This is a genomic window from Pedobacter caeni (assembly GCF_900129215.1).
Classification (GTDB): Bacteria; Bacteroidota; Bacteroidia; order Sphingobacteriales; family Sphingobacteriaceae; genus Pedobacter; species Pedobacter caeni.
This window is the reverse complement of the sequence record NZ_FQUQ01000002.1, coordinates 1,404,735-1,428,660: the sequence shown is the minus strand read 5'-3', so window position 1 is coordinate 1,428,660 and position 23,926 is coordinate 1,404,735. Positions and strand designations below refer to the sequence as shown.

Annotated in this window: 16 protein-coding genes; 10 read left to right on the top strand and 6 right to left on the bottom strand. The window is 42.9% G+C overall.

The window, feature by feature from the left end:
* Positions 1 to 97 precede the first annotated feature (97 nt).
* From BUC20_RS13385 to BUC20_RS13365, 5 genes are read left to right on the top strand one after another with little or no spacing between them, the layout of a single operon-like run.
* The gene (locus BUC20_RS13385) at positions 98 to 3,532 is read left to right on the top strand and encodes a TonB-dependent receptor (protein WP_084528826.1); all 3,435 of its coding nucleotides are present in this window, start codon (positions 98 to 100) and stop codon (positions 3,530 to 3,532) included.
* A 34-nt stretch (positions 3,533 to 3,566) separates the two neighbouring features.
* Complete coding sequence (locus BUC20_RS13380; RefSeq protein ID WP_073231506.1) at positions 3,567 to 5,396, top strand: RagB/SusD family nutrient uptake outer membrane protein; 1,830 nt, start codon at positions 3,567 to 3,569, stop codon at positions 5,394 to 5,396.
* Between the two features lie 33 nt (positions 5,397 to 5,429).
* Positions 5,430 to 6,758, top strand: coding sequence for an IPT/TIG domain-containing protein (locus BUC20_RS13375; RefSeq protein ID WP_073231505.1), 1,329 nt, complete (start codon positions 5,430 to 5,432; stop codon positions 6,756 to 6,758).
* A 25-nt stretch (positions 6,759 to 6,783) separates the two neighbouring features.
* Positions 6,784 to 8,229: a DUF1565 domain-containing protein gene (locus tag BUC20_RS13370; protein WP_073231504.1), complete on the top strand. Its 1,446-nt coding sequence runs from the start codon at positions 6,784 to 6,786 to the stop codon at positions 8,227 to 8,229.
* Complete coding sequence (locus tag BUC20_RS13365) at positions 8,199 to 8,741, top strand: LacI family DNA-binding transcriptional regulator (RefSeq protein WP_073231503.1); 543 nt, start codon at positions 8,199 to 8,201, stop codon at positions 8,739 to 8,741. Before BUC20_RS13370 ends, BUC20_RS13365 begins: the two co-directional genes overlap by 31 nt.
* On the opposite strand, the gene BUC20_RS13360 is transcribed toward BUC20_RS13365, so the two are convergent.
* Positions 8,683 to 10,830, bottom strand: coding sequence for an alpha-N-acetylglucosaminidase (locus BUC20_RS13360; protein ID WP_073231502.1), 2,148 nt, complete (start codon positions 10,828 to 10,830; stop codon positions 8,683 to 8,685). The genes BUC20_RS13365 and BUC20_RS13360 overlap by 59 nt on opposite strands.
* A 210-nt stretch (positions 10,831 to 11,040) precedes the next feature.
* Here BUC20_RS13360 and BUC20_RS13355 point away from each other — a divergent pair, with 210 nt between their 5' ends.
* Entirely contained in the window at positions 11,041 to 13,383 is a 2,343-nt protein-coding gene (locus tag BUC20_RS13355) for a beta-galactosidase (RefSeq protein WP_073231501.1), read from the top strand.
* An 85-nt stretch (positions 13,384 to 13,468) separates the two neighbouring features.
* Positions 13,469 to 14,515, top strand: coding sequence for a hypothetical protein (locus BUC20_RS13350; RefSeq protein ID WP_073231500.1), 1,047 nt, complete (start codon positions 13,469 to 13,471; stop codon positions 14,513 to 14,515).
* 1 nt (position 14,516) lies between these two features.
* Here BUC20_RS13350 and BUC20_RS13345 read toward each other — a convergent pair whose 3' ends face one another.
* Positions 14,517 to 15,464: a phosphotransferase gene (locus tag BUC20_RS13345; protein ID WP_073231499.1), complete on the bottom strand. Its 948-nt coding sequence runs from the start codon at positions 15,462 to 15,464 to the stop codon at positions 14,517 to 14,519.
* 327 nt (positions 15,465 to 15,791) lie between these two features.
* On the opposite strand from BUC20_RS13345, the gene BUC20_RS13340 reads away from it, so the two are divergent.
* Both BUC20_RS13340 and BUC20_RS13335 read left to right on the top strand, forming a co-directional pair.
* Entirely contained in the window at positions 15,792 to 17,705 is a 1,914-nt protein-coding gene (locus BUC20_RS13340; protein WP_073231498.1) for a histidine kinase, read from the top strand.
* A gap of 18 nt (positions 17,706 to 17,723) precedes the next feature.
* Positions 17,724 to 18,470, top strand: a complete 747-nt coding sequence (locus tag BUC20_RS13335; protein WP_073231497.1) for a LytR/AlgR family response regulator transcription factor — start codon at positions 17,724 to 17,726, stop codon at positions 18,468 to 18,470.
* Positions 18,471 to 18,483: 13 nt separating this feature from the next.
* On the opposite strand, the gene BUC20_RS13330 is transcribed toward BUC20_RS13335, so the two are convergent.
* Complete coding sequence (locus tag BUC20_RS13330; RefSeq protein ID WP_143166783.1) at positions 18,484 to 18,981, bottom strand: hypothetical protein; 498 nt, start codon at positions 18,979 to 18,981, stop codon at positions 18,484 to 18,486.
* Between the two features lie 272 nt (positions 18,982 to 19,253).
* Here BUC20_RS13330 and BUC20_RS13325 point away from each other — a divergent pair, with 272 nt between their 5' ends.
* Positions 19,254 to 20,435, top strand: coding sequence for a serine hydrolase domain-containing protein (locus BUC20_RS13325; RefSeq protein ID WP_073231495.1), 1,182 nt, complete (start codon positions 19,254 to 19,256; stop codon positions 20,433 to 20,435).
* 19 nt (positions 20,436 to 20,454) lie between these two features.
* Here BUC20_RS13325 and BUC20_RS13320 read toward each other — a convergent pair whose 3' ends face one another.
* The 3 genes from BUC20_RS13320 to BUC20_RS13310 form a co-directional block, all read right to left on the bottom strand.
* Complete coding sequence (locus tag BUC20_RS13320; protein WP_073231827.1) at positions 20,455 to 21,147, bottom strand: SMI1/KNR4 family protein; 693 nt, start codon at positions 21,145 to 21,147, stop codon at positions 20,455 to 20,457.
* A 122-nt stretch (positions 21,148 to 21,269) separates the two neighbouring features.
* Positions 21,270 to 22,958, bottom strand: coding sequence for a sodium:solute symporter family protein (locus tag BUC20_RS13315; RefSeq protein ID WP_073231494.1), 1,689 nt, complete (start codon positions 22,956 to 22,958; stop codon positions 21,270 to 21,272).
* 17 nt (positions 22,959 to 22,975) lie between these two features.
* On the bottom strand, positions 22,976 to 23,878 hold the full coding sequence (locus tag BUC20_RS13310; protein ID WP_073231493.1) for a DUF4886 domain-containing protein: 903 nt from the start codon (positions 23,876 to 23,878) through the stop codon (positions 22,976 to 22,978).
* Between the last annotated feature and the right edge of the window lie 48 nt (positions 23,879 to 23,926).

Sequence of the window (23,926 nt, the reverse complement as noted above, 5' to 3'; positions counted from 1 at the left end):
ATAATTACCTGGCATCAGTTAATAAAAATATCAACCGAAACTTGCAGTTGCCAAACAATTGAACCTGAGCGGCCGCTGCACAACCAAATATAACAAAATGTATAGATTTTATGCCAGCAAACCCGGTATAACAGACCGTTATATCCGTAAAATATGGATGATTATGCGCCTAACCACCATCGTGCTCCTCTTCACGCTAATGCAGGTCAGTGCGGCTACCTTCGGGCAACGCATTACCCTTAATGAACATCGGGTCTCTTTAAAAAGTGCATTGGAAAAGATCCATGATCAAAGTGGATATAATTTTCTGTTCGACAGAAAGGTCCTCAATGGAATCAAACCCATTACCATTTCTTTAAAAAATGAAGAACTGGAAAATGCAGTAAAGAAGATCCTTGCCGATCTGCCGCTAACCTATGTCATCGATGGAAAAACCATTCTGATCAAAGAAAAGGAAAGCTCAATCCTGGATAAGGCCGTAGACAAACTGGTCGACATTTTCAGCGATCAGGAAATCCGGGGTAAGGTAACCGATTCAAAAGGCAATCCCATTCCCGGTGCAACGGTATCCGTCAAGGGCAAGAAAAAGGCAACCTCTACGGATTCCAATGGAAACTTTAAAATTCAGGCTGATAAAAACGAAGTCCTGGTGGTCCAGATCGTCGGTTTTGTGACCAAAGAAACCCCGGTAAATGACCAGACCGAGCTCAACATTGTGCTTACAGAAGATGACAAAGCCCTGGAGGAAGTAGTGGTTGTAGGTTATGGTAAACAGAAAAAAGTAACCGTTACAGGGGCAGTAAGCACGATCAACATGACGGATATGCAAACGCCTAACCGCTCCCTCTCCAATTCGCTGGCCGGTAAAGTTGCCGGAGTCATCTCTATGCAGAGAAGCGGGGAACCAGGATATGACAACGCTTCCTTCACCATCAGGGGTATTGGTACTTTCACCGGAAATACAGACCCTCTGATCATTATTGACGGTGTACAGCGTGATGATGTAAACAGTTCTTTTGGAGGTTCCTACAACAATATAGACCCTGAAGACATACAAAGTATTTCCTTGCTTAAAGACGCTTCGGCCACAGCGGTATATGGTGCCAGGGGCGCCAACGGTGTCCTGATCATTAACACCAAAAGAGGTGTGGCCGGCAAACCACAAATTTCCATAAAAACGGAAGCTTCCATGTCCGGGCTGACCAAAATGCCAAAAATGCTGGATGGTGTTTCCTGGATGAGGCTGTACAATGAAGCCACTGTTAACGATGGCAATCTGCCCGTATATTCCGAAGAAGTGATTCAAAAAACAGCCAGCGGACTGGATCCTTACCTCTACCCAAATGTAAACTGGTTAAAATCAGTCTATAAAGACTGGGCACCCGGTTTCAATAGCAATTTAAATGTCAGTGGTGGATCTCAGAGTGTAAGGTATTATGTTTCCGCCTCTTTTTACAACCAGGACGGTAGTTATAAGGTCACCAAACAAAACAACTATAATCCAAACCTAAACTTTAAAAGATATGATTTCAGGACCAACCTGGATATCGACCTAAGCCCAACGACCCTCTTATCCATGAACCTGGATGCCATGCTGGTGAGCAGCAGATACCCTGGTTTACCCGCAAAAGATATCTGGTACAATGCCTATCTGACCCCACCCGTTGCTTTTCCAATAAAATATCCGGACGGATCATGGGCCGGCCCTTTTAATAATGGAGGCTCCAATCCGCTCAATGAAATCCAGAATTCCGGTTATGCCACAGAATTCCGGCCAACCATACAGTCCATCTTCTCTATCAACCAGAAATTAGACCGCCTTACGGAAGGGCTAAGTGCCATGGCCAGGTTTTCCTTTGACTCCTACAGTGAAAACAACAACAGGAGAACAGGAAGAAACAATCTTTTTCTGGCCAGTGGAAGAGATGCAGAAGGCAACCTGATCTTAAACCAATCCAGAATCGGAGACCAGTTTCTGGGTTACTCTCAATATTCTAATGCGGAGAAAAAGATGTACCTGGAAACCAATATCAATTACGACCGCAGTTTTGGTGAACATCATTTTGGAGGCTTGTTTTTATACAACATGCGCTCAAGAGTTGTGAGTTCTGCGGGTGATGTGATCTCCTCCATCCCCTATAAAAATCAGGGTATGGCTTTCAGAATCACTTATGCTTATGCAGACCGTTACATGCTGGAATTTAATGCAGGATATACCGGTTCAGAAAACTTTGAGCCTGGTAAAAGATTTGGGTTTTTCCCCTCAGTTTCTGCTGGCTGGGTGATCTCCAAAGAACCTTTTTTCAATAAACTATCTTCCAGCATGAACCTGTTGAAAATCAGAGGATCTCATGGGATCGTAGGAAATGACCAGATCGGAAGTGATAAAGGAGTGAAAAGATTCCCTTATCTGAGTCAGTATGGTCCGGGCCGCTCCATAGGTTTAGGCTTTAACGGCAGCCTCTTCAATGGTGTTACAGAAAGTGTTTTTGGCGTAGAAAACCTGACCTGGGAAAAAGCCATTAAAGACAATATCGGTATAGAAATCGGGTTGTTTAATAAACTAAACATCACGATAGACCTTTACAAGGAAAGAAGAAAGAACATTCTGATTTCCCGCGGCTCCCTCTCCGGAATCCTTGGGGTAAGCGGAACCGTATTCGCCAATTTAGGCGAAATGAACAATCAGGGGGTAGATGCCAATGTAGAGTATACCCAAAACATAGGAAAAGTATCCCTTCGTTTGTATGGTAACTTTACCTATAATACCAATAAAATCATCGAAAGGGATGAACCTAAACAACTTTATGCCTATCAGCAAGCCACCGGACAGAAATATGGAGATAACCTCATGTATATCGCTGAGGGCCTGTTTACCTCTCCCGAACAAATTGCCGCCAGCCCGGGTCAGTTTGGCACCAATCTAAAACCGGGTGACATCAAATACAAAGATGTGAACGGAGATGGGGTGATCAACAGCTTCGACAGGGTATACACCGGCAAATCAGATGTTCCTTCCTTCCTCTACGGATCGGGTTTTAGCGTAGGTTATAAAGGTATAGACCTCTCCCTTTTCTTTCAGGGCATTTCTAATGTAACTTTTATGGCCAATGGTTCTGCTGTAACCGGCGCAGGAGCAGATGGTGCAGGTATTGTGCCTTTTACCGGCATGGGGCAATATCCTTCGGGAATGCTGGCCAATCTTGAAAACAGGTGGACCACTGAAAACCCAAGACAGGATACCGACTATCCCCGGTTAGGGATTTCCAATCAGAACAGCAATAACTATCAGCCAAGTACCTGGTGGTCTAAAGATGGCAGCTTTATCCGTTTAAAACAAGCCACTTTAGGGTACAGATTTTCAGATGATTTACTGAAAAAGGCCTCAATAAAGTCAGTATATCTTTACCTGACCGGCCAGAACCTGCTTACTTTTTCCAAGTTTAAGATATGGGATCCGGAGCTAGGTGCCAAAGCAATCGGTTACCCACCATTAAGAACATTTGCACTGGGACTGAAAGTTGCATTTTAACAATTGATCAATTACAAGATTTAAAAATATTCTGATGAAACCTAAATATACATTCATTATCGCAGCAGGATCCTTGTTTTTAGCAAGTATCTTATGGTCCTGCAAACACCTGGATGAAAAACCGGATAACCTCCTGACCTCAGAAATCCTCTGGAGCAACCGGGCAAATGCAGAGTCCTATCTCTACAATATCTACGGTGCTGTACTGGAAATTGATTTTGCACATATGGGCATTAGCGATGAGGCCTCTGTTTCTATCCCTGGCGTGCCCCTCAGACAAATGGTGGTGGGAAACTGGAGCCCGGTAAATGCCCATTACGACCATTGGGACAACTACTATACCGGTATCCGCTCTTCCTTTATTTTTGAAGAAAATGTAGATAAAGTACCGGAATCCCAGCTCAGCTCCACTTTAAAAGCCCAGTACAAAGCAGAATCCAAATTTTTAAGAGGCTGGTTCTACTGGCAGCTGATCAAACAATACGGACCGATCGTAAAGTTAACCCATGCCCTCGCCTTAAATGACGATTTCAATAAATATCCGCGCAACACATTTGACGAATGCAAAGACTATGTGAACCAGTTAATGGACGAAGCAGCGGTTAACCTTCCGGTAAGCTGGGCCTCTTCCAGCAATTACGGACGGCCATCCAAAGGCGCTTGTCTTGCCGTTAAATCTCAATTGGCACTTTGGGCTGCCAGCCCGCTGTGGAATGGAAATCCTGCATTCAGTTCTTTTAAAAATCAGGACGGGACTGCACTCGCTCCCAGCTCATTTGATCCAAACAAATGGAAAATTGCGGCAGATGCAGCAAAAGCAGTGATCGACCTCAATGCTTATAAATTGTTTACCAATCTGGATAACAACGGAACCAAGTTTGATCCTTACCTCTCCGTTCGGGATCTGTTCCTCACCAACTGGAACAGCGAAATCCTCTTCTCCAGAAACTCATGGAACTATTGGGGCTATACCAAAGCATCCTCGCCTAATCCAGGCGGCATCAATCTCTACAATGCCACCCAAAATATCGTAGATGCGTTTTATATGAAAAACGGCCGCAGCATTGACGATCCTATGTCTGAATATAAGGAAACAGGTTTTGCAGAAAACAACAGTGATCAGAGCTGGGCACATAAAAAAGGCCAATGGAACATGTATGCCAATCGCGAGCCCCGTTTTTATGCTTATATCCAGTATAACGGCAAACCGGTATTGCCTGCCCCTACCCTGGACGACAAGAACTACTATTCTTCAGCGGGTAATGTAGATGGTACCGGTCGGGTAGAATTCTATTATTCGGGTAAAGCCGGAGCCAAAGCTACCGGGATCACCAATACCATTACCGGCTACAACTTTCTGAAAAACATAAGCCCTGCCGATAACATCAGGCAGGATGCTACCAATTACCGGCCATTCATCCTCATGCGTTATGCAGAAATCCTGCTCAACTATGCAGAGGCCCTGAATGAATACTCCCCTTCCAACCCGGATGTGGTCAGTACGCTTAACCTGGTCAGAGCCAGGGCAGGATTGCCGGGCATCGAAACCGTATACCCTGAGGCCGTTGGAAACAAAGAGCTCATGAGAAAGTACATTTTGAAAGAAAGACAGGTAGAACTGTGTTTTGAAGGAGACAGGTACTATACTCTTATCAGAAGGTTAACGCTTGGCGCAACAGAGAACCAAACCCTCTATTCCATGAATGTAAATGAAGATGATGGCGGTCAGGGCTTTGCTTTTACCCGCTATTACAACCGTACACTTTTCCAGAAAAGACTCTTTGAAAATAAAATGTACCTCTTCCCTATTTCTCAATACCAGATGGACCGCGACAGGGCCCTGGTACAAAATCCAGGTTGGTAACCGCAAGCATTTATGTATTTAAAAAAGCATTCCATGAAACCATTCATCAACATAAAGACAGCACACATCCAGCTCTTAAGGGGTACTGTCTGCCTTTTGCTCCTCCTTACAGGATGTAAAAAGGACAAAGAAGCTTCCTATAATTCTTCCTCTCCAATCACCATTTCAGACTTCATTCCGAAAAAAGGCGGAGGAGGTACAGAAGTACTCATTACCGGAACCAACTTTACTTCCGACCTTACTAAAATTTCAGTAACCTTAAATGGTTTGTCCCTTAAAGTTATCGGTGCCAGTGCCACGCAAATCATGGCTGTGGTCCCGAAAAAATCGGCATCAGGGCCAATAAAAGTAAAGATAGAAAACGGAGAAGGCAGCAGTCAGACCAATTTCAACTATGAGTATACACGGACCGTGACTACCCTTGCAGGCTCAGGCAATGCGGGCTTTTCCAATGGCAAGGGAACGGATGCTTCCTTTAACTTTGCCGGTCAGAACTGGTACAGGAGTTCCGGTATCGTGGTAGACGACAATCTCAATGTCTATGTTGCAGATCCCGGCAACCACTGCATCCGGAAAATCGATCCAGACGGAAACGTCACAACCTTAGCAGGAAATCCTGCCCTTGGAGGTTATGCAGATGGAAAAGGTACTGCGGCAAACTTTTCTTTGCCCTACGACCTGGCCATTGATGGTCAGGGAAATCTGTACTGTGTAGATCCGGGCAACTGGGACATCAGGAAGATCACACCAGATGGACAGGCCACCACCTGGGGCTTCGGCAGTCAGGCACCATGGAGCATTGCCTTTGATAAAAGCAGTGGTAAGCTTTTCTATGCCAGCTGTTCCAATCCCGGAAATATTTATCAGATAGATGCTCAGGGCAACAACAAAGAAATCATCTCTGGTCTTATTTACCCGGCAGGGATTAAGTTTGACCAAACAGGCAATTTATTCATCTCCGTACATGGCGATCAGGTGATCAGAAAATTCAGCGCAGGGACCTGGCAAGGCAGCATTGTTGCCGGTCAGCTGAACAAGGTTGGCTATGTAAACGGACTGGCAACTTCCGCACAATTCGCCTATCCCTGGGGGCTCGCCATAGACAACAACAACAATCTCTATCTTGCAGGTAACGGTACCGGTGGTGGAAGCACCAGCAACCCTGACCAAAGTATCCGGTTCATTCAGGCAAATACCTACCAGGTGAGCACATTTGCAGGAAGCAATAACGCAGGTTATACAGATGGCATTGGCCAGGCAGCTTCTTTTAGCGCGCCAGGCGGAGTTGCAGTAGATAAAAATGGAACTGTGTATGTCCTCGACAAAAACAACAACAGGATCAGGAAGATCGTTTCCGAATAATTGAAGACTTAATTCTTATCAGCATATGAGACCATTCGCTTTATTAAGCCTGGTTTTAGCGGTACAAGCACTCGCTTGTACTGCTAAAACCTTTGCCACTATTATCCAAACCCAACAAAAACCCCATAAATATTACGTGTCCCTTACTGGTTCAGATACCAATAACGGCAGTATTAATGCCCCATTCCAAACCATTAACACCGCATTAAATCACGCTGTGCCGGGAGATCAGGTGCTAGTCAGAGGCGGCACCTATCATCAGGAAGTTAAATTCCCCAAATCGGGCGAACCAGGCAAATACATCAGCCTGCAGGCTTATCCGGGAGAAAAACCAGTTATTGATGGCAGCAATATCACCGTTACGGGATGGCAGGCCCTGGTTACGATCAATAATGTCAGCTATGTAACCATAGATGGGTTTGACATTTGTAACCTCCACAGTTTTGCTGTGAATACCGATCCTCAGGGCATGGCGATTATCGGCAGCGGACAGCACATCACTGTTAAAAACTGCAATATCTACAACATCAAAAACAACACCACACTGGCGCAGGGACGAAGCGGGCATGCCATCCTCGCCATTGGAACCGGCAATACCCCCATCTCAAACCTCTTGATTACCGGATGTACCGTTCATGATACGCAAACCGGAACCAGTGAAAATGTAACCCTGGCTGGGAATATAGATGGATTCATCTTCAGTCATAATAAAGTGTATGATACTGAGAACATTGGTGTCATTGTAGCTGGTGGTGACGGCCTCAATCCCAAAGGAGCCGTAGCCACAAATTTTGCCCGCAATGGCGTCATCAACGATAATATTTTCCACCACAACACCATGACCAAAACACCGGAAACATGGGGAGCCAACAGGTTTGGCGCCATCTCTATTTATGTTTGTGGTGGTGCCAACACCCTGATCGAAAGCAACATTGTTTATGAGAGCGACAGAGGAATTGGCCTGGTGAGCGAAAGCAATATCTATCCTACAAGAACCACAGTTGTAAAAAACAACCTCGTTTACAACTGTTACAGAGCTGGTATTTATATGGGCGATTACCTCAATTACACCATTTCCGGAACTAAAAACTGTGCCGTGCTGAACAATACTTTATTTCAAAACAACCGTGTTGCAGGTGCATTCGGAGAAATTGAAGGAGAACTCAGACTCACCGAACATTGCGACAGTAATGTGATCAGATACAACCGCGTCTATGCCGGCCCTAAAGACCTGTTAGTTCATAAATATACCTTAACGGGAAGTCATAACCTCATAGACCATAACAGCTACTTTAGCATCGGCAAACCGCAATGGATCTGGAACAGCACCAATGACAGCCCAATTACCGACTTCCTGATCTGGAAAAAAACCAGCGGTCAGGATGCCAACTCTACCTTAAAAATAGTTAGTCCTAAGTTTTATGATAACCTCAGCAAAAAATGGAAAAAATCCCTACCATCAAAGATATAGCCAGGCGACTAAAGATTGATCCTTCCACGGTATCCAGAGCACTTCGCGGACACCCCAGCATAGGCCTGGTTACCACAATGAGGGTCAATAAAATCGCCAAGGAGCTAAACTATCATCCCAATCAGAATGCAGTATTCCTTAAACAGGGCAAAACCTTTACCATTGGTGTGGTCCTTCCTGATATCGGAGAAGCTTTTTACTGTTCCATTCTCAGTAAGATAGAGCGCTATTCGCACAACAGGAATTACAATATAATTTTTGGTCAGTCATTTGAAAAACCGGAACGGGAAAGACAAATCCTGGACAACATGAAGAACCTCAGAGTAGATGGGGTTCTGATTGCAGTGAGTAAACCTACAGTACCTTCTGAGCAGATTGAACAACTCAGAAGGTACAATATTCCTGTCGTCATTTTAGACAACAGGGATAGGGTTAATGATCAGTCCTACCAGGTTATTGAACACCTGTTTTCCATTTTAGAATTTCAGCAGTTACCTGATCTAAAGGCTTAACCGGGCTATCTTTTTTGAGCTCCATATTTTGTTCTACCCATGCACGTTCCCACCAAAAAAAGTCGGGAGCCTGCGTGGGCTTCCCCTGCAAGGTGCTTTGTAAATGACTGAGGTACATCTCCCAGCGAACCAGGTAATAGTCTTTCATTAAGCCTCCCCATTCTTTGTAGGCATATTCATGCAGGTTATCTTCTGCCGGAATGTTTTCCCCCCAATAGGTGATCAGCATCATTGCATTTTTGATGTTGAGCTTTTTCTCTTCTGCCGTCTTTCCTAAACTTAAGGCCTGGGTTTTGTAAGTGTTTAAGCGGTAATAAGGATGTGCAGACAACAGGTCATCTGTCAGACGGATCAGGTCCAGAAACCGAGCAGATACTTTGCTAAACTGTTCCGTGTTTTTCTCGTTGTAGGCCTTTACCATCGCTTCAAAGACCTCTTCCCCATCATTGGCCAGCACTTGTCTTAACACATTGATCAGGTCAATCTGATAAGTATCGGAGTTTTTAAATTCAGGTGCTGCTTTTGCAAACTCCATGGCCGCTGCTTTAAATTTTGCCAGGTCATAAGTCCTTACACGGGTTCCCCAGCGGGAGGCTGGTTTGGAATCCAACGCAGGGCGGATACAAAACACCGATTCGCTTGCCCCCTCCTGGTAACCTGGAATACTTTGATAAATGGTCTCCAGAAATCCCTGCCAGGCCAGATCAATATGGGAATTTGAACTTCCATAACGATATTTAGCATAGCCGCTGAGCCATTCTTTCACATCCACATGGTCTTTTCTCCAGCCCAGCTCCAACATCAGATCGTATACCGGAGGATTGTTATTGAGTCCTTCGGGCATGATCCCTACTCCTTTTAACACGTCCTTATACGGCCCTGTTCTGATCCGGTCTACCTCATCTGCAAAGCGTTGTAATTTACCATACAAACCTGGTCTTTCGCCGAAGTTGTTCACTACACCCCAGATAAAGGGTGTGGAATCATAGCCCTTTCTTTTCTCCCAGTTATTGGTGAACTCGCCAAAGAGTTCCTGTACCAACACATGTGATTTATCCAGGCCATCCAGCATTTGCTGTTTGGGATTATCCTGCCAGCCTTGCAGTACCCATGTTGCTCCTGGAAAGCCCTTTTGCATTTCAGTTTGAATAGATTTACCAGCTGCCTTTAAGTCAATGCCTTCTGTAATACCACCTTCATGGAAGGGATCTCCGGCAAAAAAACGAATATTTTTGCCATATGCTTTTTGTAATTCCTTATAATAAATCCCTGCTATTCTGGAAAATTCCGGACGGTCAGGAACCAGAATATCCGGACGCTTAAATGCTCCCCAGGTTTTCTGATCAATGATCTGCGCTTTGCTCTTTTCTTTTAAAGACCCTGGCACCATCCCATAGAACCCCTGCAATACCGGCTCTATCCCCAGTTCTTTCATCCGTGCCATCATCTTTTGCTGTAAGGCTTTTCGACCGTCAATCTGACTTTGGGGCATCGGACCTCCCCAGCTTTGTATATTGCCCATCAGCCACCATGCCGTATAGGCCGGGCCAACTAAAAAATCATTGACTTCCTGATCAGAATATCCAATTTGTTTCAGTGTATTTTGCCACACGGCTTCCATTCCATTTACCGTGAGCATCAGGTTTACCCCATTTAAAGCCATCCAGTCCAGCTCATGCTCCCAGTCTTTCCAATCGTAAAAACTCATGGTATAGTTATAGGTGCAATAGTTTAAGGCATAACGGTATCTGGCCGGAGCCTCCACACGCACTTTCTCTTTAACTACAGGAATTGGAGATACCGGGGCAAGGTTATCTCCCATATGCGACATAGAGCGGTTACAATAGTATTTTAAATACCAGTTCAATCCCACTGCTGCCGCATTTGGCCCGGAAGCACTGATGACCAGTTTGTTTCCTGAACTTTGCAATTCAAACAGATCTTTCTGATCACTTTTCAGCCGCTTAAACACCACCTGATCTGCCAGCCAGGGCGTTCTTCGTTTCAAGAGTTCCTGTACCGGCTTAAATTGCTGCGCCAAAAGGTTCAGGGGGACTAAAAACAACAGCAAACAGCTAAATTTTCGCATAAAATATTTTGATTTTCTACTTTAAAAAGACCGAAACTAATTAAAATATCCGGTAAAAAAACCAGCACAAAAGCCCTTTAAGGGCATCAAAAATCACACAATCGATTGTTCTGTATGCTGCAATCGTTTGCGTAATTTTTCCCTATTTTATTTCTTGTTTTTTTGCTTAGCATTGTAATAAATGTTCTTGTTTTCACCATCCCTCTTTATATGAAGAAGCAACTGATTGGTTTATTATTTTTGGTACTGTCTGCATCTTACTTTCAACCTGCTGTTGCCCAACAAGAGCAGGATGCCCCTTTTAAGATTGGCACAGCATCCTTTCTCTTAAATGGTAAACCCTATGTGATCCGTTGTGGTGAATTACACTTTGCCAGAATCCCTAAAGCCTACTGGAGACAGCGTTTAAAAATGGTCAAAGCCGTTGGTTTGAATACCGTTTGCGCTTATCTGTTCTGGAACTTCCATGAAACCACTCCCGGAAAATTCAATTGGGAAGGACAGGCCGATGCGGCCGAGTTTTGCAAGATCGCACAGGAGGAAGGATTGTATGTGATCCTGCGTCCTGGTCCCTATTCCTGTGCCGAATGGGAGTTTGGCGGTTTCCCATGGTGGCTGCTGCAAAAGAAAGACCTTAAATTGCGGACTCAGGATCCTTATTATATGGACCGCAGTCGCCAGTATTTAAAAGAAGTTGGCCGGGTGTTGAGCTCTTTACAAATCACACATGGCGGTCCGATCCTGATGGTACAGGTAGAGAACGAATACGGAAGCTATGGTACAGATAAAGATTACCTGTTAAAGCTCAGGGATTACCTGAAAGAAGCCAATTTTAATGTTCCATTTTTCACCTGTGATGGCGTAGTCCAGCTAAAAAACGATGTCCAGAAAGACCTTTTTGCGGTGGTGAATTTTGGAAGTAATCCGGAAGCAGGTTTCAAAGCCTTACGTGAAGTACAACCCGAAGGTCCTTTAATGTGCGGCGAATATTACCCCGGATGGTTTGATTCCTGGGGCAATGCCCACCATACCGGTTCCAGCGACCGTATGGTCAAAGAGCTCGACTGGATGCTGGAACAGAAAGCCTCTTTCAGCATTTACATGATTCATGGAGGAACTTCTTTCGGTTTATGGGCAGGTGCCAATTGCCAGCCCTATTTGCCCGAAACCTCCAGCTATGATTACGATGCCCCGATCAGTGAAAACGGATCGGCTAATCCTAAATTTTACGCCTTACGGGACATGCTCAAAAAGCACCTTCAGCCCGGAGAACACCTGCCAGATGTACCTGCTGGAATTCCAGTACAAAAGATCGCAGCATTTAACCTGACTTCCGTGGCCCCTGTACTGTCGCAATTGGGTAAACCTGTACTCTCCGATACCACCCTGTATATGGAAGACCTGGGACAAGGATATGGAATGATGGCCTATGAAACCACACTCCCTGCCGGAGCAAAAAGCACACTGGATTTCACAGAAGTCCATGACTATGCTGAAGTATATCTGGACCAGAAACTTATTGGTGTATTAAACAGAATGAAAAATGAGCATAGCATCAGCCTTCCTGCACTGTCAAAAAACACCAGGCTCCGTGTATTGGTAGAAGCCATGGGCCGTGTGAACTATGGTGATTACATGCACGACCGTAAGGGATTACAAGGTGAGGTTTACCGCATTTCCAACATCGGAAAATTGCAACTTAGAGGATGGAAACACTATTCCATTCCCCTGGGAGAAGGCAATCCGGCTTTCAAATATCAACCTGTTGCAACAGCCGGAAAACTCAACGAACCGGCATTTTACAAAGGCAGCTTTAACGCTAAAAACAACAATGATTTTTACCTGGATATGCGCTGGTTTAAAAAAGGTGTGGTCTGGATCAATGGACATTGCCTTGGCCGCTACTGGAACATTGGCCCTACCCAAACCATGTATGTTCCCGGAGTATGGTTAAATGCAGGAAAGAACGAAGTGGTGGTCCTTGACCTTCACCGTCCCCTTGCCCCACGTTTACAAGGCCTGGAAAAACCTATTCTGGATAGCCTCACGGAACTCAAGGCCATCAGCAGTAACCATCGTAAAGCTGGCCAACAGTTTGGCAACAATGCAGGCAGCCTGATCTATAGCGGAACAATGGAAAATTCTGCCAAATGGCAGAACTTCAATTTCCCTTTGAAGAGCGGCAGATACATTGCCATTGAAGCATTAAACAACTTTGCAGAAGATGCCTATACTTCCATTGCAGAGTTAGAATTACTGGACGAAAACGGCAAACAAATTCCAAGGAATTTATGGAAGGTGATATATGTAGACAGCGAGGAGCTGAAAAGCCAGGATGGTAAATCTGAGAATGTTTTTGACCTGCAATACACCAGCATCTGGCACAGCCAGTGGAAAGACAACAGCCCTAAACATCCTCATCAGATCGTGATTGATTTAGGTGCACAAATCAATATCAGCGGGATTAAGGTATTGCCCCGCCAGGATATGGAAACAGGGAGAATTAAAGACTTCAGGCTTTATCTGACAAACAAACCGTTTAAAGGATTATAACTTGATGCTGAGCAATTGAAAGTATTATTTTAAATGAGTAAGCTATATTTACATTTTCAATACTCATCCCGAAGAATAAGAACCTATGAAAAACATCACCTTAATTGCCTTACTCCTTTTAGTTCTTGGCTGTAAAAAGAACAATAAAGATATCGAAAGTCCCCCTGCAATAGTCACAACAGAACTTTCCTTTGACAATGACAATAATTCAAAACTCATGTTTCAGGATGGAGAGTCTATGGCCCTGCTGACTTCCGAAGCACGCAGGTATGAAATTGCTAAAGTTCTGAGGGTGAAAGCTGTAAATGAGACCACTATTGAAGTGGCTAATTTTGCGCCGGTTGACATTGAAGATGCCACGATTCTGCTGAGCATTGAAGGATCATCAAAACCAATCAGACTTTTTAAAATAAAGAAAATCAGGGCACATGCTGTACAGGAAATAAAGTACCCTTTTATTGATGGCAGTTCCAAATTTCTGGATGTAGACAATACTCCTGTTGACTTATCGCAGTACAAAACAAGCGGGCTGCCCCTAAATAAAGTAAGTTTCGACTTTACAGGAGAAACAGAACTGATTATGAAATTGAAAAAATTAGCGAAATTAAAATGGAAAGTAAAATACCATGATTTCGATCCAAATGATAACCCGGCCGACAATTGGAAAGAAAACATTGATGCCAAAGATGTAAGAAGGTTTTCAGGATTTATCATTAACCTCGCCTACCTGCTTCAGGCAAATGAAACCAGGGTTTCATATGTTGCTGAACCCATTACCGGAAATGATGGACTGACCTTCCTTAGCACAGCTGAGAAAGAAACTGCATTCCAGAAAATGATCGATATCCCACAATTCAACTGCGGAGTTGTGGTTAATGTTTCCGGTCTTGGTGGTGGTTATACATTCGGTGTAGCCAATCATGTACTTAATGATTACCTGAACAAGGATGTATGTTTCATCGCGATTCATGAGGTGAGTCATATGATAGGTTATAATCATGATTCCACCATGACCTACCCGAAAAACGGACAGGGCGCTACCGAAGCCTGCTCAAGAATTTACAAGCAAATGCTGTCTGCCAATGAGTTTCCCATTAAAAAAGCAGCCTATTATAAACAAAGCGACTTATAGATCATAAGTCCGATAATTCTTTTTCAAGATTCCCGATGATCTCCCTTTTCTCCTGATCATCGGGTTGATCAAATAACAACTGTTCAATACATTCCCATATATCTTCTATTTTTCTTCTTATGATATAGAAGTTGAGCGCATCCTCATCTACTGTATATCCCTTGTGAACTTTTTGGTAGCTAACCATAACCTGTTCGAAATAAGGCTCTTCTACTAACCCAAAAAGATCTGCCTCGGCTGGTGCCATCTTCAATCCTTCCCAATCCAATAGAACAAGCTGTTTCTCCGTTTGCATCATATTCCAGTTGTGAAGGTCCGTATGACATAATACAAAAGGTAAATCCTTCGATTTCAGAACCGATACCAGAGCAGTCAGTTGTTTCAGCCGCAATTTCAATGTCTCAAAATGTCCGATTAATATGCTTTCCAGTTCTGCATCCTTAACTTCCGTTTCAAGAAATGAAGCTAGCTGATCTGCAAAGTCCATTTGGAAATCTTCTTTTATCACGCTTGTAGGATATGGAATTTGTTCTGCGGAGATATGAAAATCACTTATAATTTCAGAGAGGTTATGTACCTGTTGATTCGTTAGCTGATTTTCTCCTATCGTAAGACCATCAATGTATTCAAACAAAATATAGATGTAATTTTCATCTTCACATTTACTTTTTCCATCCGAAGTAAGAATAGGTTCTACAATCCTATCCTTTAATATCTTTTTTCCCAGCCACACTACGATTGGAATATAAACGTCCACCATCATCGTCCATTTTGGAGTAGATGCCCGTTTTTTCTCATAGACCTTAAGAAACAAGGAAATGCCTTCAGCCGATTTCACGATATAAGCCAGTGATGCCCATCCACCCTGAGTTTGCTTAATCTCTATTGCGTCAATCCCATAATGCCGGAGTAGAACTGTATGGTAATCTTTAGGTATTGGGTGTTCCATCTTTTTAAATTTATGCTATTGCAAATTCCCATGATTTGACAATTTCAAATATCAATCAAATCACGACGAATATCTATTCATGTATCCCGGAAATTGATTTTATGTTTATTGCCAGAGAATAAATACATAAGTTAGTACCAATAGTCTGATTGCAAAAATAAATTTCCTGAATATTTCTCTTTGATGAAGCAGCAATTGCCCAGAATGCGAATAATGAAAAATCGTTGAAGAAAACCTCATCTGTTTCTTCAAAAGCTTGCTATTTTTACGCTTGAAATAAATTAACAGACAGGGTTTGCGACAACTCAAATAACTAATACCTCATTAATGAATATAAGAATTGTATTTTCTTTATTTTTTGTTTTATCGCTGCTAATGGTCATGTCCTGCAAGCAAAAAGGGCAAACTAAAACTGATCAGAAAACTGAGCTTAATCCTGCTCCTAAAAAAGATTACCTGGCCATTGCCATTTCTCTGGATACCTTATCCCGCGCTGAATATAAAAAGCGCATTAACGAGGAAGAACGTCTGCTCCGCTCTGCTTCAGATGCCTATAGCAAGGCATTTTATCATTACTTCAAAGGTAAAAAATACGCAACGGAAAAGCAGTTGGATAGCGCCCGGATCACCTATGAGAAAATGGCCGGAGTTCAACCCGGAGATGAAACAGACCTGCTCAAAAACTATGAGCTGCTTGACCTGAGCACCAATTATGGTGTGACTGTGGAATTTTCGGTAATGAACAAAATACTTGCGCTTCTGAAAAAGGCTGAGGAGTCTGAGAGCAGGATCACTTACCACCTTTACGACTTGTTGGCCAAAGCCTATTTTCAGAACGACAATAATAAAGCGTCCCTAAAATATGCAGAAAGCTATTACAATAGTCATCCTTACAAGTCTCATCCACAAATCAAACAAAGATATTACGACATCTCCTATCTCCTGGCTTACAGAATGAAGGACTACGATAAAATGATGTCTTACAATGTGATGGCCCGTGACCTCGCTTTAACACTGCATGACAGTCTCGCCATCGCCCGTACTTATGACAATGAAGCGCAGATCTACGACAGACAAGGACAAGCGGAAAAAGCACTCGCCTCCAGCAGAGCCTACGTCAATTACCTGAAAAAAACCAACAACCTCAACGACATCGCTTACAGTAATCTTGCCACCAGCTTTATTCGAAACAAGATGATGGATTCTGCTATTTATTACTTTAAGAAAGCGATTGTACTCGCCGAAAAAAATCCAAAAGGGAGGAAAAAACCGGCTTATTTCAACGGACTTATAGACGCATACAAGGCAAAAGGAGCATATGCTGAGGCACTGAATGCTGCAGAATCTGCTTATCAGCTACAAATCCGGGACCTTTTAGAGAGGGACGCCGTAAAAGTGGCAGAAATACATGAAAAATATGATACAGAAAAGAAAGACAGGAAACTCAATGATCTAAAAAAGCAGAATGAACTCAGTGAAAAGATTATCCTTCAACAAAGGTGGACCATGGGCCTGGCTTTGCTCGTTTTTGTCGGGCTGTTGTTATTTTTCTATATTTTACACCGGCAATACCGCTTAAAAGAAAAGAACACGCTGTTACAGTCGGAAAACAAAAGGCTAAACATCGAGCAAAAGCTACTGCAGGTTCAGTTAAACCCGCACTTCATTTTTAATTCCATCGCCAATCTCCAAAGTTTAGTTGCAACAGGCGACAGAGATGAAGCAGGACGTTACCTAACCGTTTTCTCCGGACTTCTAAGAAACGTTTTAGAACAAAACCGTAAAGATTTCATCAGTCTGGAAGAAGAAATCGCATCGCTAGATAACTATCTTTTGCTACAACAAATGCGCTTTCCCGGTCTTTTTGATTATCAGATCAACGTTGATGAAAACACCTATACCCCGGACATTCTCATCCCTCCTATGCTGATACAACCATTTGTTGAAAATGCCATAGAACATGGCTTCAGAAATATTGACTACAAAGGGCTTTTGTCTATATCATTCCATATTGAAGATGGCGTCATGAACATCAAGGTAGATGACGATGGAACAGGACTGATCAATAAGGAACCCCCCAGCCCTAAGAAACAGTCGCTGGCAAGTATTATCCTTAAAGAAAGGTTAGACCTGCTTTTCACCTCCACAGGTCAGGAAGCCAAATATGAGATTGAAGATAAAAAACACAAAAAGGAACATGGTGTAACCGTACACATCATCATCCCTGAAATAAAAGAATAAACCTGAAAACTGACATATATGAAACTTTACATTCTTGAAGACGAAACACGTATCCTGGAACATCTATTACATATCCTGAACAAAATCTCTTACATACAAGTGATCGGATCATCAGCAGAAGTGGCAAAAGCTTCCAAAGAAATACCGGAACTAAAACCCGATCTGATCCTGGCAGACATCCGGTTAAAAGATGGCGACAGCTTTCGTTTGTTTGATGAACTGGGAGCTGAAGATTTTCAGGTCATCTTTCTTACTGCATATGATCAGTACGCCATCCAGGCGTTAAATATGGGTTCCTTTGGCTACCTGCTAAAGCCAATAGATGAAAAAGCGCTGACCACCATGCTGGACAAATGTTTTCATCACCGTAAACAGGAAGCCTTTGACCGGCAGCAACTCGCCGTTGCCAGAGACCAGTATCTGGCACAAGGCATAGGCGCAAGCAAACGTATTGCATTGAAAAGCCTTGAATATATAGAGATTGTACCTATGGAAGACATCATCTATTGTAAAAGTGACCGTGGATATACCACGTTCTACCTGAACAATAAACGTGAGATCCTGGTATCTAAAGGCTTGAAAGAATACGAAAGCTTACTGACTCCCTTCGGTTTCTTACGCTGTCATCAGTCCTACATGGTGAATTTTCAATATGTGATCAAATATTATAGAGAAGGTTATTTACAAATGCAGACTAAGGAACAGATTCCGGTTTCCAGCCGGAAAAAAGAAGAAGTGCTCCGGTATCTGGAAAATATCGCCTAGTAGGCCGGACCCATTACTTTTCTTTTTTGATATCATGTAATCTTCTTGTGTTAGGAAGATAGGTTACCGTGTAGGTATTGCTGTCGGCTGCAGGCAGTTTATAGGAGTCTGTTCCCGAATCAGCACTGAAGAAACTAATCGTGTCTTTCTCTGCGGTTACAAACGTGTATACACTTTTTGTACTTCCAAAGCTCCTGGCACCTGCATATCGAACTCCGTGTCTCAGGTATTTTACATGTTTTACTACGGAAAATTCGCCCTTCATAAAAAGGTCGGTATCTTTAATGTCCGACCAGCATAACACTGTCAAAACAAGCGGAATCCCTATAAGAACAGCAATAATTCTGAGGAAACCGTGCTTATGTTCAAAGAATGGCAATCCTTTTCGTTCTCTTTTTCCTCCATAATTCAGAATTCTAAAGGCACCAATAGAAGAGGCCAGCCAAAAGCAACCAAAGGGGAAATAGATATGCGCTGTGCCCGTTGTTGGAAGAGCTGTGTTATACCGCATTTGCAGAAAATAAAAAACAAAACATACGAACACGTATGATAACAAGCCAAGTATGGCATAAGTGATGAGGTGCCGTTTTATTCCTTTTCCCATATTCCATAACAATATCATTATTTTTTATTTGTCAGCGTATATCATCCTAACTATCCGAAATAGTTTTTCAGCCGCAACCTCTTTTTTAAAACCGACGTAGTGGTAAAAGCACTTATTGTTGTCTCCATACAAAAGAGCTTGTTCTTAACCAGCGCTTAGCAAATTAAAGCACCAATAAAATGAAAACAAAACATTGCCTTAAAACACTTGTACTAATCCTAACGATTGTAAGCACCAGCTCCTGTAAAAAGGGTTACATCCCTATTCCGTCTCCGCCATCAGCCAAAAACAGCGAGTATCAACGGATTATCAATCAATTTATAGCGGCTGGTGCTACTGGTGTCAGCATGACGGTCATCTCTCCACAAGGTACATGGAATGGTGCCGGAGGCCTGGCTGATGTACAGAACAAGATTGCCATGACCCCTAATCATACCTTGCGGATTGGAAGTATTACCAAAATGTTTACCACAGCTACCATTTTAAAATTGCAGGAAGAAGGCCTGTTAAACATAAAAGATAAAATCAACAAATACATTTCCAGGGAAATTACTGATCATATCGCAAATGCGAATGAAGTAACTATAGAACAATGTCTGAACCATACTGCGGGAATCAAGGAATACCTGAATGAGGAAGAAGTAAGGAATGGCATTTTAACCGGAAAAATCATCAAATCCTCACCTGAGCGCAACCTTCAGTTTATCTATGGAAAACCAGCCTCATTTCCTGCGGGAAAAGGCTCCTCCTATTCCAACAGTAATTATTTGTTGCTTGCTTTAGTCATCAGACAAGTAACCGGCAAGCCAGCCTACCAGGTGGTCTCAGAAAAAATCATTAACCCATTGGGGCTGAGAAATACATTTGCAAGTACTACGCTCCCGGCTACAATGACCAAATGCTATCTCAGAGAAAAAGACAAAGAAGGTGAGCTGCAGGAGGTAACAGATTTAGACAACAATGCAATCGGTGGGCCAGATGCTATAGATGGAGGTATGATTGCAACCTCGCAGGATGTGGCCACATTCCTGGCAGCAATGCTTACAGGCAAAATTCTTTCACAGGAATCCATTCGGATCATGGAAAGCTTTGGCCCGAAACCCATAGACCCTGCGGATGCTTTCGAGAACCCGGATCTGGCCTATTACAAAGAATACGGACTGGGATTGATGAAACTACATACCGATAAAGGCGTCGCGATGGGACATGATGGCCATGTTTATGGATTTATAGGAAAAGCTTATTATCTTCCGGAACAAAAAGTAACTGTGGTGATCTTACTGAATTACTATTCACCCGATCCAAATTCTAAAGTAATGAAGATCCTGAATGTGAAAGAAACATTTAACCTTTTGTTTTAAAGGCGGACAGTCATTGATTTTATTCTTCGTCTTCATCCTCCTCAAAATCTTCGTCCTCATCAGAGGTATAAGACCAGTCTATATCAAGGTTGTCTAATATTTTATCAAACCGCTCACGGTTACTGGTTCCTACAAAAGCAGCAGTGCAGTTTTTCTGTTCATCAAAGCTAAGGCTGATGACTTCATAAAAATCGTCTGTATAAACGCGTTGCCTTTCCGAACTAATTTCCTTCACTTCCTGCCAGTTTTGTCTGACGTAATCTACAACTGTTCCATCAATCTCAGTTAAAGCGTTTGCATTGTGCTTCAGTGCGCCGAGGGTTCCGTTATAAACCGCCATCAGCAGGAAAAAATCTTCAGTTGTCGGAGCTTCCATTACCCAATCCGGATCTTCGTCCGTACCGTAATTTCCCCAAACCGGAGGATCGGGAAGTTTTAAATCCTCTTCTTTAATTCCCCAATAGGCCACCACCTGGTTTTCTTCATAAAAGACCAGATAACGGTCGTCTGAAAAACCGAATTCCTCATCTGGTTCCAGAAGCCTGTTATAGACATAATTCAGGTTCTCCTCTTTTCCTAAAGTCAGGTAATAGTTTTTAAGTTTCTCGGGAAGCTGCACATGGAGCCTGGCTTCAAGTTCAGCAATTTCCTTATCTGAAAAACCATAATTCTGATTTTCAGATAAGGAATATAATCGTTTTATCTTCTGCAAATTAGTCATTAATCTTCGTCGTCAAGGCGTACTGTTTCTTGTATTCCATGATATTCTGTTTAAAAGTAAATGTCTGTAATATCTCCTTTTAAAACAACAGATATTACAGACCTCTGGTATCATCATCCCTCTACCGGAGTTTTTCTCGAAGCATTAAAAGGAATCCATGCACTCAACAAGATGATCGTTGCAATTCCGGCAACCATCCCCGTGCCTTTGGCCGTAAATGCACAAAGTACATATAACAAGAGGGCAATAAAACCCAATGAAAATGAGATGACCTGCAAGCCGAATTTGTTCTGCCTTTTGATTTCCGCTGCCTCTTTTTCGTCAACAACAATCACCTTCGCATTCCTTGCAGCCTTACGTACCTGCAATTGCAGGTATTCTGAACTCACCTTGCCTTTCGAAGCTGCATACAGTTCATAAGCCAGTAACAACAGGAAAGGAAGCAATACACCCAGCATCATTTCATTTCCACGACTTAGCTTATAATCCAGCACCAATGGCAGCACGATCTTAAAGATCAGATTCACCACCAAGCTGATCATGGTAATCCAAATCGTTGCTTTACCCGTAATGCGTTTCGAAAACAAAGCCCATATTGGCGGCGCAAGTAAGGGACCACCGGTAATCGCTCCGACACTCAGTGTAAATTCCACAATTCCACCGATATAAGGTACAATCAGTGCAATCAAAATCATCCCGAAACCAAAACACCAGGATGATGTACGGGCGATCTTCATGAGCTTTTCATCAGATGCTCCCGGGTTGATCGTGCCTTTATAAACATCATTTGTAAATACCGCTGAAACAACATTTAAAGCGGTATTTGCAGAAGCAGAGGTAGAAAAATACATCCCTGTCAGGATCAGGCCCATCAGCCCTGCCGGAAGTACCTGTTTACAAACCATCAGATAAGCATTTTCCGTTTCCAGACCAGTTAAGCCAGGATTGATCGTCTGATAGATCATTGGCGGAAGCATCCATAGAACCGGACTTACAATATACAGTCCTGCAAAAAGGAAGGCTACTTTGGACGCAGATTTTGGCGTGTCCACACTCGTATAACGTTGTACAAAAGTCCAGTTTCCACCAATATAAAAGATATGGTAAAGTGCAAAAGCAATGATAAAACCCCAGGTATACTCACCATTAACGACATTAAAAAAGTTATCGGGAACCCTTGATACAAAGGAATGTACCCCTCCTGCTTCTGTAAAAGCCAATGGAATAATGAGCAATACGGCAGTGGTCAGGATCACAAACTGCAAGATATCAGTCACCATTACTGCCCATAAACCACCAACGGCAGTATAGGCAATCATAAATATCCCCAATACCAGGGTAACAGGGATCAGCGGGAATTCTAATGAGGCACCAACCAGTTTAGATACAGAATACAATACTGAACCTTTAATAAACAGCGACACCAACATAAAAATATAGATAAAGCTTTTTTGAACATTATCACCAAGTCTGTCCTTAATAAATTCGGCGGCGGTCAGGTTTCCTGTTCCTTTCCATTTAGGGGCAATGTATAATCCCGTTACCAATCCTCCGATACACATTGTCCATTGAATCGTCACGGCCACCCAGCCATATTTATAAGCAATAGATCCCCAGGCGACAAATGTACCGGCCGAGAAAAAACTCATAAACAGAGATAGGCCCCCGATAAACCAGGGTACGGCCTCACCACCGGCAAAAAATGACTTAAGGTTTCGTCCTGTACGTGAAAACAGTAAACCTATAATCATAATGAATACTGAAAATACAACGATAACTGTGGTGTCTATTACTGAGTTCATATGGTTTCTTTATTATACTATAAATCCTTAACTGTTTTTGCTGCCACGCTCCTTAAATAGGCAGCAAATTCTGCAGGAACCTGCTTTGGCACATATTGTAGTTTTTCTGGTGATTCCTTAAATAACAACGCATACCAGATTAAAGAACCCAGGTATCTGCCTGCTTCATTGGCATGATTAGGATCAAATACCAGGGCCTTATCTTTCCAGTAATATCCCATGTTTATGGAATTGGTCTGGATAGGAAGATTTGGGAATACCGGATGATCATAGTCAAAATTCATATCTTTCGTAAAGCGGAATTCTTTGCCAGTAGCTACCGCATTAAAGGCATCCCCCACAGGGATGATGTCTACCTTCAATTGCTTCGCTACGGTATGATAGGCAGCCCTTGATTTCTGCCACATTTCTTCCTGAGTTTTGGCCAGTTGTTCAGGAGCAACGCGACCGAATTTCTTTGCATCCGAACGGTATGCCCATCCCTGGTGTAAAAGGATCTTTGCATTTGGCTGCAATGATTTAATGTAATTGTAAAGCTTTTGGGCATAAGGGCTATAACTGTCCACATCTGCCGATAAATAAGAGAACTGCTGCATCGTCACCACATCCCAGGTACCAGCAGATAAAAGCATACGCAATGATTTTCCTTTGTAAGGTTTCCCCTTAGGATCTTCAGGATTGGCCTCTGCAGCTTCTGCATATTCCCAGTGTTGCTGTAAAGAATGACCACCAAGTTCAGCTCTGCCTACTACCAATTGCTGATCATTTTCTTTTACAAAATTGGGTAGATAGGCCGTTGCATTTTGCGAAAAACTGTTGCCAATGATAAACAATCGTAAAGCTTTCGCAGCGCCCTGTCCGAATGAAACATGGCTGATCAGCAAAAAAGAGATCAATAAGGCTTTTTTTAGGTATTTCATTTTATGTGTATTATAATTTTAATCTTTAATATTTTCCATCCCAGGGTC

Excerpts from the sequence above, each read along its gene's own strand:
- BUC20_RS13340 (WP_073231498.1), top strand. The coding sequence starts at position 15,792 with ATGAATATAAGAATTGTATTTTCTTTATTTTTTGTTTTATCGCTGCTA.
- BUC20_RS13325 (WP_073231495.1), top strand. The coding sequence starts at position 19,254 with ATGAAAACAAAACATTGCCTTAAAACACTTGTACTAATCCTAACGATT.
- BUC20_RS13370 (WP_073231504.1), top strand. The coding sequence starts at position 6,784 with ATGAGACCATTCGCTTTATTAAGCCTGGTTTTAGCGGTACAAGCACTC.
- BUC20_RS13330 (WP_143166783.1), bottom strand. The coding sequence starts at position 18,981 with ATGCGGTATAACACAGCTCTTCCAACAACGGGCACAGCGCATATCTAT.
- BUC20_RS13385 (WP_084528826.1), top strand. The coding sequence starts at position 98 with ATGTATAGATTTTATGCCAGCAAACCCGGTATAACAGACCGTTATATC.
- BUC20_RS13365 (WP_073231503.1), top strand. The coding sequence starts at position 8,199 with ATGGAAAAAATCCCTACCATCAAAGATATAGCCAGGCGACTAAAGATT.
- BUC20_RS13315 (WP_073231494.1), bottom strand. The coding sequence starts at position 22,958 with ATGAACTCAGTAATAGACACCACAGTTATCGTTGTATTTTCAGTATTC.
- BUC20_RS13335 (WP_073231497.1), top strand. The coding sequence starts at position 17,724 with ATGAAACTTTACATTCTTGAAGACGAAACACGTATCCTGGAACATCTA.
- BUC20_RS13310 (WP_073231493.1), bottom strand. The coding sequence starts at position 23,878 with ATGAAATACCTAAAAAAAGCCTTATTGATCTCTTTTTTGCTGATCAGC.
- BUC20_RS13355 (WP_073231501.1), top strand. The coding sequence starts at position 11,041 with ATGAAGAAGCAACTGATTGGTTTATTATTTTTGGTACTGTCTGCATCT.
- BUC20_RS13380 (WP_073231506.1), top strand. The coding sequence starts at position 3,567 with ATGAAACCTAAATATACATTCATTATCGCAGCAGGATCCTTGTTTTTA.
- BUC20_RS13345 (WP_073231499.1), bottom strand. The coding sequence starts at position 15,464 with ATGGAACACCCAATACCTAAAGATTACCATACAGTTCTACTCCGGCAT.
- BUC20_RS13360 (WP_073231502.1), bottom strand. The coding sequence starts at position 10,830 with ATGCGAAAATTTAGCTGTTTGCTGTTGTTTTTAGTCCCCCTGAACCTT.
- BUC20_RS13375 (WP_073231505.1), top strand. The coding sequence starts at position 5,430 with ATGAAACCATTCATCAACATAAAGACAGCACACATCCAGCTCTTAAGG.
- BUC20_RS13350 (WP_073231500.1), top strand. The coding sequence starts at position 13,469 with ATGAAAAACATCACCTTAATTGCCTTACTCCTTTTAGTTCTTGGCTGT.